Source organism: Flavobacterium notoginsengisoli (genome assembly GCF_042686225.1).
Lineage (GTDB): Bacteria > Bacteroidota > Bacteroidia > Flavobacteriales > Flavobacteriaceae > Flavobacterium > Flavobacterium notoginsengisoli.
In genome coordinates this window covers 441,694-453,459 of the sequence record NZ_JBHUOT010000004.1, presented here as the reverse complement: position 1 = coordinate 453,459, position 11,766 = coordinate 441,694, and the positions used below count along the sequence as shown (strand labels likewise).

The following is an 11,766-nucleotide window of genomic DNA, read 5'->3' as shown; positions in this document are numbered from 1 at the left end:
CAAAAAAGGCCGCATTTAAGCTTGAAAATGAAAACACCTAATTTTGTATATCAAAAAACCAGCAAAGAGAACTTTACTGGTTTTAATTAATATTGTGAAACCTGTCAACCTATTTCAGGACGACTCAAAAATTTAATCTACAAGTTTCTACTTGTCCTCCTGAGGAACGAAGGATCACAAAGAAAAAAATATAAAAGCACAAAAAAAGCCTTGAATTTCTTCAAGGCTTTAAATCTGGGTGGCTGACCGGGTTCGAACCGGCGACCCGCGGCACCACAAACCGCTACTCTAACCAGCTGAGCTACAACCACCATTTTTCTGCTTAGCGAGTGCAAATATAGAACAAAGGTTGAGTTCTACAAAGAAAAAAATGAAAAATTTTTATAAAAATTAAATCAAATCTTCTAAGCTATTGACTGCCAAACATCTTTCAACTGTAAAACCTTCAGCAAAATCTTTCCCAACTAGTCTTCCTAAGTCCTGCGCACGATAATTTAGACTTTCAAAAAAGTTTTTACTAGTAATAGGTGTTGCAGGTTCACTGGAATTCGGATCGTAAAATTGGGTTTTATACGCCATAATCGCTTCTACTTTCTTTTCTTCAAACCCTGTAATGTCCACAACGAAATCCGGTTCTAAATTTTTCCATTGAATATAGTGATAAACTACTTTAGGTCTCCAGGCTTCTTGTTTCACTCCATCTATTGAAGTTTCTATTTTCATTAAACCAGATAAAAAGCAAGAATCTGAAACCAGTTTACTTCCTTTTCCGTGATCAATATGACGATCGTCAATTGCATTACACAATACAATTTCAGGTTTATATTTTCGGATCATCTTAATGACTTCTAATTGATGTTTTTCATCATTAACAAAAAATCCATCACGCATAGCCAGATTTTCTCTAACAACAACGCCTAAAATCTTAGCCGCGTCTTTTGCTTCCTGATCGCGAGTTTCTGCAGTTCCGCGTGTTCCTAATTCTCCACGCGTTAAATCCACAATTCCAACTTTTTTCCCAAGTGAAACTTCTTTTAAAATGGTTCCGGCACAACCCAATTCTACATCGTCCGGATGTGCACCAAAGGCTAATATGTCTAATTTCATAATTTTTATTTTAGTCACAGTTTAAAGTCGCAGTATTCAGTCTCAGCAAAACTGTAAACTGTGACTGCGACTGGAAACTTATTTTTAAGCTATTTTCAAAACTCTCTTCATCGTCATCGATTTATTGACGCTTTCTTCCCATTCTTTTTCGGGAATACTTTCTTTTGTAATACCACAACCCATATACAGAATGGCTTTGTTTTCCTGGATCTGCATGCTTCGTAAATTTACAAATAAATCAGAACTTGAATTATTTCCCGCAAAACTGCTGTTTAATTCTCCCAGAAAACCACTGTAAAAAGCACGATCGTAATTTTCATTTTCTATAATAAATGCTTTTGCTTTTTTCTTTGGCAAACCACAAACAGCCGGCGTTGGATGCAAAGTATCAATCACTTCTTCTAAAGTCGAATTCTCTTTTAAAACTCCCGAAATATCGGTTTTAATATGCCAGATTGATCCCGCTTTTAAACTGTAAGGTTTAGAAACTACTACAGAAGCAGCAAATTCTCGAAGTCTTTTTACAATAAAATCGGTTACAAACTGCTGTTCGTCTTTTTCTTTTTGCTGCCAGACAATTTCTGTTTGATTATTATCTTTTTGCGTTCCCGCTAAAGCCATCGTTTCAAAAACATTTTCATTCGCTTTTAAAAGCTTTTCAGGTGTCGCTCCCATCCAAAATCCAATTTTTGGATGAAAAAAACAATAACAAAAAGTGGCTGGATATAGCTGAACCAAGTGCTGAAAAGTTTCAATAAAATCAAATTCAGCCAGAAGCACTTCTTCACTTCTCGATAAAACTACTTTTTTGAATTCTTCATTTTTAATCGCCTGAATTCCCTGAGCAACTAAATATTCATATTGAAATTTAGCTTCAGGATCAAAACTTAAATCATCAATTTCGATTGGCTCAAATGAAGTCGGTTCCTTTTCAGAAGTAATAATTTCAGATTCATTTTCAGGAATTAAAATCAACTGTTTTTCGTCAAAAGAAGCAAAAACGAAACCTTTTTCACTGTAATCTGAAACGGTATGTAACGTATCATCCTGCTGTAAAATTCCAACCAGATCTGTGGAGTTGGGTTTTGAATAAAGTACAAAAGGTAAATTTTGTTCTTTATGGTTTTTAATTTTTAAGAAAAATGGATTCATAATTTATTCACTTTTCTTTCTGTCCAAAACCATATTCGTCAATTTGCAAAGCGAAACCAAATTACCTTCTTCATCTGTAATTTTAATTTCCCATAAATGAAGACTTCTTCCTTTATGAATAATTCTGGCTGTTCCAAAAACATAACCTTCACGAATACTTTTTAGATGATTTGCCGAGATTTCAATTCCTCTTACCTCCTGCTCTTTCGGATTGATGAAAAAGAATGAAGCCGCACTTCCAACGCTTTCCGCCAAAGCTACAGAAGCTCCGCCGTGCAACAATCCCATTGGCTGATGTACGCTTGGATTTACTGGCATTTTTGCTGTTAAAAAATCTTCTCCGGCATCGATATATTCAATTTTCAGCGTTTCCATTAATGTGTTTTTAGAAAACTCATTACAGCGCGCTAAAATTTGTTCTTTTGTATAATTCATTAAAATAATCTTTAAAATCGTAAAATTAAAGAAAGATAAGACATAAATCGAAAATCGGATTCTAAAATTTAAAATTCAACTTCGAACATGTAGGTTTTTTGTTATTTTTACAAAAACAATCAAAATCGATCTTTGGCGTTTTTTGCCACAGATTGTATAGATTGAAAGGATTTAAAAAAAATATGTTGCCACGAATTACACAAATTTCCACGAATTTTATTTCAATTTAATTTGTGTAATTCGTGGCGAAAAAAAATCATTTTAATCCTTTTAATCTGTGGCTAAAAAAACATTCAAATGCGTCAATACTTTGCAATCTTAGTTCTGGGTTTAATATTAGTTTTCAGTTCTTGTAGAACTGATTTTGATACTGTTGCCAGTACTGGAGACCTAAAGTTTTCAAAAGACACTGTTTATTTGGATACTGTTTTTAAAAACATTGGTTCCAGCACATATCAATTGAAAGTTTACAATCGAAGTAAAAACGATATTTCGATTCCGATTGTACAGCTCAAAAAAGGTTTAAATTCTAAATACAGAATGACCGTTGACGGAATGACGGGAAATAACGGCAAGATATTTAAAGATGTGACGCTTTTAGCAAAAGACAGTTTGTATATTTTTATAAAAACTACAGCAGATATTACAGACGCCAATCCAACTGACTTTTTATATACCGACGAAATTCAGTTTGATAGTGGCGCCAATCTTCAGGAAGTCGCTTTAGTCACTTTGATTCAGGATGCTGTTTTTTTATATCCGAATCAAAATCCGGACGGGACGAAAGAAAAAATCAAAATTGAAGGTAAGGATGTCGACGGGTTTTATTTAAGCGAAAATGATCCCGAAAACGGAAACGAATTAGTTTTTACCAAACAAAAACCTTATGTAATCTATGGTTACGCAGGAGTTCCTGAAAATAAAACGGTAACTTTTGAGGCTGGTGCAAGAGTTCATTTTCATGCCAATTCCGGTTTATATGTCGGGAATAAAGCCTCTCTTCAAATCAATGGAACAAGTTCAACAACAGATAAACTCGAAAACGAAGTTATTTTTGAAGGCGATCGCTTAGAATCGCTTTATTCTGATATTCCGGGGCAATGGAAATCGGTTCTTTTTGCAAACGGAAGTACCAATCACTCCATCAATCATTTGACCTTGAAAAATGCTGTTATAGGTTTAGACTTTAAAAATCCCGTTAACAATATTACAATCCAAAATACTCAGATTTACAATTGTGTTGAATATGGAATTTTAGCTCAAAATGCTCAAATTACTGGAGAAAACATCGTGATTAATTATGCTGGTTTGGCGAGTTTGTCATGTGTTTACGGCGGAAATTATAAATTCACGCATTGTACTTTCAATAATAATTGGTCGGCTCCCTCTCAATTTGCAGTTAGTTTGACTAATTCTTTGGCAGGAGCAACTCCGGAATCAAATGCTCTAACACAGGCTACTTTTAGCAACTGCATTATTTATGGATCGGGAACAAACGAATTTAATTTGAGTAAAAATGCTAATTCTGCTTTTGTTTATCAACTGAACAATTGCCTTTTAAAATTCAGCAGTTCATCAACAAATCCGCTTTATCAATTTAAAACAGATACAGAACATTATAACAATATTATTCTAAATGAGAATCCTAAGTTTTATAATACTTCTGAAAACAAATTTAATATCGATAAAACTTCTGCCGCTTTCGCGAAAGGGAATCAGACCTATATAATTCCACTTGATATTTTAGGAATTACAAGAACTTCCCCACCGGATTTGGGTGCTTATCAGAGTCAGGATTTCCCTAAGTAATTTTTTTTGCCACTAAGACGCTAAGACACTAAGTTTCTTATCAAGTTTTCTCGCAAAGACGTAAAGTCGCCAAGTTTTAGACGAAAAATTCAAAAAAATCTTCGCGTCTTAGCGCCTTCGTGGCAATAATTTTTACGCATCCTGCAATTTTCTCGGATTTCTTTTAGAAAAATTTGTAATTAAACTTTAAGAATTCCTCTTCTTCACAAAGTGCTTTTTTAATTCAAATTTGAAAAATAACAACCGTTTACAGGCAAAAATTGAAGATCAAAAAATGTTAATTTTTAAGTGTTTCGACTAGCAAAAAAATTGCATTTTCAGGACAAAAAAGAGTGAAAATAAATAATGAAAAAGGCACAGATTGTTGCTTTTTTTTTCGGTTTAGATTGACTAAATTTGCACCTCAATACAACAAACTACACAAATGATCCATTTCTTTGAAAACCAAAGCAAAACTGTTTTTGCCGTACAAACGCAAAACGAAATTTCAGCTCAAGACATTTCAAAATTAAACTGGCTTTTTGCCGATGCGAGTAAGATCGAAAAATCTGCATTGACAGGTTTCTTTGTTGGTCCTCGCGCAACAATGATTACACCTTGGAGTACAAATGCTGTAGAAATTACTCAAAACATGGGAATTTCTGGCATTATCAGAATCGAAGAATTTCATCCAGCAACGGAAGATTTCACTGATTTTGATCCAATGCTTTCTCAAAAATTCAATGAATTAGATCAGGAAATCTTCACTATCAACATTCAGCCAGAACCAATTTTGGAGATTGATGATATTGCGACTTACAACAAAGTAGAAGGTTTAGCTTTAAGCGAAGAAGAAGTTGATTACTTAAACAATCTTTCGACTAAACTTGGAAGAAAATTAACTGATTCTGAAATTTTTGCTTTCTCACAAGCGAATTCAGAACACTGCCGTCACAAAATCTTCAACGGAACTTTTGTTATTGACGGTGAAGAAAAAGAAACTTCTCTTTTCAAATTAATCAAAAAAACATCTCAGGAAAATCCTAATGATATTGTGTCTGCTTACAAAGACAACGTTGCTTTTGTAAAAGGACCAAAAGTGCAGCAATTTGCACCAAAATCAGCAGACAAACCTGATTTTTACGAAATAAAAGAATTTGATTCGGTTATCTCATTAAAAGCCGAAACACACAATTTCCCAACAACAGTTGAGCCTTTCAACGGAGCTGCAACAGGATCTGGAGGAGAAATTCGCGACCGTTTAGCTGGAGGTCAAGGATCATTGCCATTAGCTGGAACTGCTGTTTACATGACTTCTTACTCTCGTTTGAAAGAAGACAGAAAATGGGAAAATGCTATTGAAGAAAGAAAATGGTTGTACCAGACGCCAATGGATATTTTGATCAAAGCGTCAAACGGAGCTTCAGATTTTGGAAATAAATTTGGACAGCCGCTTATTACAGGTTCTGTTTTAACTTTCGAACACGAAGAAGAAAACAGAAAAATTGGTTACGATAAAGTAATTATGCAAGCGGGTGGAATTGGATACGGAAAACTAGATCAATCCATTAAAAAGAAACCACAAGAAGGCGATAAAATCGTAATTCTTGGAGGAGAAAATTATAGAATCGGAATGGGTGGTGCTGCAGTTTCTTCTGCAGATACAGGAGCTTTCGGTTCAGGAATTGAGTTAAATGCGATTCAGCGTTCAAATCCTGAAATGCAAAAACGTGCTGCTAATGCAATTCGTGGTTTAGTAGAAAGCGACAATAACCCAATTGTTTCTATTCACGATCACGGTGCGGGCGGACACTTAAACTGTCTTTCAGAATTGGTGGAAGAAACTGGAGGTTTGATCGATTTGGATAAATTACCAGTTGGAGACCCAACACTTTCTGCAAAAGAAATTATCGGTAACGAATCTCAGGAAAGAATGGGATTGGTTATTGGTCAAAAAGACATCGATACATTACAAAGAATTGCTGACAGAGAGCGTTCGCCAATGTATGAAGTTGGAGATGTAACGGGAGATCACCGTTTCACATTCGAATCTAAATCAAATGGTTCAAAACCGATGGATTATGCTTTAGAAGATTTCTTCGGAAGTTCTCCAAAAACGGTTATGATTGATAGTACAGTGGACAGAAAATATGCTGATGTTGCTTACAACGCAGGAGATTTCGAATCATACTTAAAAGACGTTTTACGTTTAGAGGCAGTTGCTTCAAAAGACTGGTTGACGAACAAAGTTGACCGCTGTGTTGGAGGAAAAGTAGCAAAACAACAAAATGCAGGTCCGTTACAATTACCTTTGAATAATGTTGGAGTTATGGCTCTGGATTATTTAGGAAAAGAAGGAATTGCAACTTCTATTGGCCACGCTCCTATTGCGGCTTTGATTGATCCTGTTGCTGGAAGTAGAAATGCGATTGCAGAATCATTATCAAACCTTATCTGGGCGCCAATTAAAGAGCAGTTGAAAGGAGTTTCATTATCTGCAAACTGGATGTGGGCTTGTAAAAACGAAGGTGAAGACGCTCGTTTATACGCTGCTGTTGAAGGCTGTTCAGAATTTGCTATTGAATTAGGAATCAATATTCCAACAGGAAAAGATTCACTTTCAATGAAACAAAAATATCCAAACGACGAAGTAATCGCTCCTGGAACGGTTATTATTTCTGCTGCTGGAAACTGTACAGATATTAGAAAAGTAGTTGAACCAGTTTTACAGAAAAACGGAGATTCAATTTATTATATCAATTTGTCTCAAGATGATTTCAAACTTGGAGGTTCATCTTTTGCACAAATCAGAAATACAATCGGAAACGAAACTTCTACAATTAAAGACGCTTCTTTCTTTAAAAATGCATTTAATACCGTTCAGGAATTAATCGGCGAAAGCCAAATCTTAGCAGGTCACGATATCGGAAGCGGTGGTTTGATCACTACTTTATTAGAATTGTGTTTTGCTGATGTTAACCTTGGAGCAAAAATTGATTTCAGCGCTTTCGCGGAAAAAGACTTATTGAAAATCCTTTTTGCTGAAAATATCGGAATCGTATTCCAAGCTAAATCTGATGCAGCTGTTGAAGCTAAATTAAAAGCTAATAATATCGAATTCTTCAAAATTGGTTCAGTTCAAAATACTGCAACTTTAGAAATTGGAGAATACAAATTAGATATTCCAACTTACAGAGATGTTTGGTTCGAAACTTCTTATTTATTAGATCAAAAACAATCTAAAAACGGAACAGCAAAAGCTCGTTTTGAAAACTATAAAAATCAGGTTTTAAATTATACTTTCCCTGCACATTTTACAGGAAAGAAACCAGAAATCGACAATTCTAAACCAAGACCAAAAGCAGCTATTATTCGCGAAAAAGGAAGTAATTCTGAGCGTGAAATGGCAAATGCAATGTACTTAGCAGGATTTGACGTAAAAGATGTTCACATGACGGATTTGATTTCTGGACGTGAAACGCTTGAAGACATTCAGTTTATTGGTGCTGTTGGAGGATTCTCTAACTCAGACGTTTTAGGTTCTGCTAAAGGTTGGGCCGGAGCTTTCTTATATAACGAAAAAGCAAAGACAGCTTTAGATAATTTCTTCAAAAGAGAAGATACTTTATCTGTTGGAATTTGTAACGGATGTCAGTTGTTTATGGAATTGGAAGTTATTAATCCAGAACATGAAGTTCACGGAAAAATGCACCATAACGAAAGCCAGAAACACGAAAGTATCTTTACTTCTGTAACAGTTCAGGAAAATAACTCTGTAATGTTGTCAACTTTAGCTGGAAGTACTTTAGGAGTTTGGGTTTCTCACGGAGAAGGTAAATTCAAATTACCTTATGCAGAAGATCAATACAACATCGTTTCTAAATATGCTTACGAAGGTTATCCTGCAAATCCAAATGGTTCTGATTACAACACAGCAATGATGTGTGATAAAACAGGAAGACATTTGGTTATGATGCCTCACATTGAGCGTTCTACTTTCCAATGGAACTGGGCTCATTATCCAAAAGACAGAAATGACGAGGTTACGCCTTGGCACGAAGCTTTTGTTAACGCCAGAAAATGGATTGAGAAAAACTAAGAAAAATATTTTTATGAAAAGCGCCCGAAATTATCGGGCGCTTTTTTTTATAGCCACGAATTATACGAATTTCCACTATTTTTTTAGCCACAGATTAAAGGATTACAATGATTTTTAGTTAATCTTTTAATATAAATAATTGGAAAACTAATTCGTGTAATTCGTGGCAAAAAAAATACCCCAACGCTATCCCCAAATATGTCGAAGCATTTTTACATTTTCAATCCTTAAAAGCGGTTGCAATTCCGGTTACAATATTGGCAGTTCCAAAAGCAAACAATCCGGAAGCAATTGCAGCTTGTCCTGAAAAGTATTGACTTTCGCGAATCACCATGCTAAAAACTGTTCCACCGGCAAGCCCTGCAATTAAGCCTAAACCAATTGTCGAAATAATCCACCAGGGTTCCGGTTCAGGAATTGGAGGTTTCTTCAAAAAATGTCGCCACCAGCCAGGATATTTTGTTCCGCACCAGCCCATCGCTAAGAAAAAAGCAGTTTCCATAGTATTTAATTTATGTAACGCCTACTCTTTTGCTTTTCGGCCTCCGCATTCTAACGGGATAAAAGTAAGATTTGGGTCTTTTAATCAATTCATGAAAATTCCTGTTTTTGAGAGGGGAAAAATCCCCTTTTTTTACTATCCTAATTTTATTCAAAGGAAACCATTAATAAGCCCTAAGTCTAATTTAATAATATCTTAAGGCTCTTTATTCGGCTGTAGTTCATGCGATAAATAACTTTGTCTCATGAAAAAATGGAAACAAAATTTAGTCGCAGCAATTCTACTATTTGCTATAAGCCAATCTTCTTTTAGTCAAAAAACAAATTCTATCAATGGAACCATTTCAGATGGGAAAACCCCACTTGAATTTGTCGATGTCGTTTTAAAGCCAGTTGCTGATACAACCAAAACAACCGCATACGCCGTTACAGATACTTCTGGAAAATTTGTTCTGGAAAATATCAATCCATCAGATTATATTCTAAAATTTCGATTGATTGGCTTTAAAACATTTACTCAAAAAATAAAATATACGGGAACTTCGATTTCATTAGGAAATATTACTTTAAAAGAAGATGCCAACCTTTTAAATACTGTAGTGATAAATTCCCAGAAAAAACAAATTCAGAAAACCAATGAAGGTTTTGTTTTTAATGCTGTTTCCAACATTTCGCAATCCGGCGGAACAGCAATCGATATGTTGAAAAACATTCCAACGGTTTCTGTTGATGCTGATGATGCAATTTCTCTAAGAGGAAAAACACCTTTGATTTTAATTAATGGAAAAAATTCTGCCATTACCAATATGAATCAGATTCCGGCAAGCAGTATTGAAAGTATTGAGATAATAACAAGTCCAACTGCAAAATACGATGCTAATGCAGAAAGCGGTATCATTAATATTAAATTGAAGAAAAACAATTTAAACGGATTAAATTGCGCAGCGGTTCTTGGTGGCGGATTTGGAGCAAAAGGAAGAATGAACAGTTCTGTTCTTTTAAACAATAAAACTGATAAATGGAATGTAGGACTTGCCTACGATAATCGTTTTGCCGGAAGAACGAAAAGTATTAAAGGTGAAAGAACCAATTACCTTATTGATGACGAGCATTTTATTAATCAGAACAGAAGTGATGAAAGAACGGAAGGTCTGCAAAATTTAAAATTCAATGCTGATTTTTCACCAAATGAAAAAAATACTTTTTCGTTTGAAGCACTTGGGAATTTGGAAAGTCAGGACAATGATGAAACTTTAAAAACAGATATTTTCAATAGTTCTAACCAATTTTATTCAAGCAACAAACGTCATTCTCTAGAATTAGAACGTTCAAAAGCTGCTGAATTTGCTTTTAATTATGATCGAAAATTTTCTGATGACAGAAAAAGTTTAAACGCCAGCATTACTACTTCGTACAATTTTCACAGAGAAAATACAGATATTGATACTAATAATTATGACGAAAATCAGAACCTGATGGACGATACTTTTTGGCAGCGTACTCATAATTATGAAAAGGAAAACATCTCGAATGTTATTCTAAACTACGCCTTCCCTATTTCAGAGAAATCTATGATTGAAACAGGATATAAAGGAACATTCCGTTTCTTTAATTCTGATTTTCAAAGCGCAGATTTAATTAATAATGAATATGTAGTAAATCCTTTGGTGAGTACAATTTTTGATTTTAATGAGCAGATAAATGCTGTTTACGGACTTTGGAATTCGTATTCAGGTTCTAAAGAAAATCAAAAATGGAAATACAATCTCGGAATCCGTGCTGAACAGGTTTCGAATAATGGTAAAACACAAAACGGAAATGACAAGTTCTCAAACGATTATTTAAAACTTTTTCCTTCAGCTTCTGTACAACTGAATTTAAAATCGGATGAGTTTTTGAAATTTGGCTACAGCAAAAGAATTAATCGTCCGGACTTAGATGATCTGAACCCTTTTATTGATATTACAGATGCTTTGAATCCGCATGGAGGAAATCCCTATTTAAAACCTGAAATTATTCATATTGTAGAGTTAAGCTATAATAAAGAATGGAATCATTATTCTTTTTCCGGAAATGCTTTTTACAGAAATGCCAATAACACTATTAGACAATATGGTATTCTGCAAGATAATGGAGTCATTTTGTTACAGCCACAAAACATTGGAAATACGGTTACTTACGGACTTGAAACTATTTTTAGTTTAAAACCTTTTCCTTTTTATGATGCCAATATCAGCTTAACCGCTTTTCAACAAAACATCAACGCCGGTAATCTGGATCAAGCCGAAGATTTTGTAAAAAACGCTTTTAGCTGGTACGGAAAATTAATTAATAATTTCACTCCATGGAAAGGTGGAAAACTTCAAATCATTGGCAACTACAATTCAGCAGTAGCAACGGCTCAGGGAAAAAGAATTCCGATTTACAATGTCGATTTGGGATTCCAGCAGAAATTAGGAAAAAGCAATGCCCGTTTGGGATTAGTTGTAACCGATATGTTTAATACTTTAGAAAGTGGTTATAAAAACAATACCTTATTATTCAGCAATAACAGGACTTCTAAATCCGATACTCGTGCTTTGATGATTACTTTTGCTTACACTTTCAAATCTGACTTTAAAGAAAAATTATTGGAAAATCAGTTTTCAACAGAGTAAAAAGAAAGTCAAAAACCTTTAAAAATT

Annotated in this window: 7 protein-coding genes and 1 tRNA gene; 3 read left to right on the top strand and 5 right to left on the bottom strand. The window is 34.6% G+C overall.

Going from position 1 to position 11,766, the window contains the following annotated elements; all coding sequences use genetic code 11:
* Positions 1–237: 237 nt before the first annotated feature.
* From ACFS3A_RS12380 to ACFS3A_RS12365, 4 genes are all read right to left on the bottom strand, one after another.
* Positions 238–311, bottom strand: a tRNA-His gene (locus tag ACFS3A_RS12380).
* Between the two features lie 79 nt (positions 312–390).
* Complete coding sequence (bshB1, locus tag ACFS3A_RS12375; protein WP_379825840.1) at positions 391–1,107, bottom strand: bacillithiol biosynthesis deacetylase BshB1; 717 nt, start codon at positions 1,105–1,107, stop codon at positions 391–393.
* Between the two features lie 84 nt (positions 1,108–1,191).
* Entirely contained in the window at positions 1,192–2,259 is a 1,068-nt protein-coding gene (locus ACFS3A_RS12370; protein WP_379825838.1) for a chorismate-binding protein, read from the bottom strand.
* A gap of 3 nt (positions 2,260–2,262) precedes the next feature.
* Positions 2,263–2,694, bottom strand: a complete 432-nt coding sequence (locus ACFS3A_RS12365; protein WP_012026684.1) for a PaaI family thioesterase — start codon at positions 2,692–2,694, stop codon at positions 2,263–2,265.
* A gap of 297 nt (positions 2,695–2,991) precedes the next feature.
* On the opposite strand from ACFS3A_RS12365, the gene ACFS3A_RS12360 reads away from it, so the two are divergent.
* Entirely contained in the window at positions 2,992–4,503 is a 1,512-nt protein-coding gene (locus ACFS3A_RS12360) for a hypothetical protein (protein ID WP_379825837.1), read from the top strand.
* 424 nt (positions 4,504–4,927) lie between these two features.
* Positions 4,928–8,581, top strand: coding sequence for a phosphoribosylformylglycinamidine synthase (gene purL, locus ACFS3A_RS12355; protein ID WP_379825836.1), 3,654 nt, complete (start codon positions 4,928–4,930; stop codon positions 8,579–8,581).
* Between the two features lie 220 nt (positions 8,582–8,801).
* Here purL and ACFS3A_RS12350 read toward each other — a convergent pair whose 3' ends face one another.
* Positions 8,802–9,083 carry a hypothetical protein gene (locus tag ACFS3A_RS12350; protein WP_179002819.1) on the bottom strand — a complete coding sequence of 94 codons (282 nt, stop codon included), beginning with the start codon at positions 9,081–9,083 and terminating at the stop codon, positions 8,802–8,804.
* A gap of 244 nt (positions 9,084–9,327) precedes the next feature.
* On the opposite strand from ACFS3A_RS12350, the gene ACFS3A_RS12345 reads away from it, so the two are divergent.
* On the top strand, positions 9,328–11,739 hold the full coding sequence (locus ACFS3A_RS12345) for a TonB-dependent receptor domain-containing protein (protein WP_379825835.1): 2,412 nt from the start codon (positions 9,328–9,330) through the stop codon (positions 11,737–11,739).
* Positions 11,740–11,766: the final 27 nt, after the last annotated feature.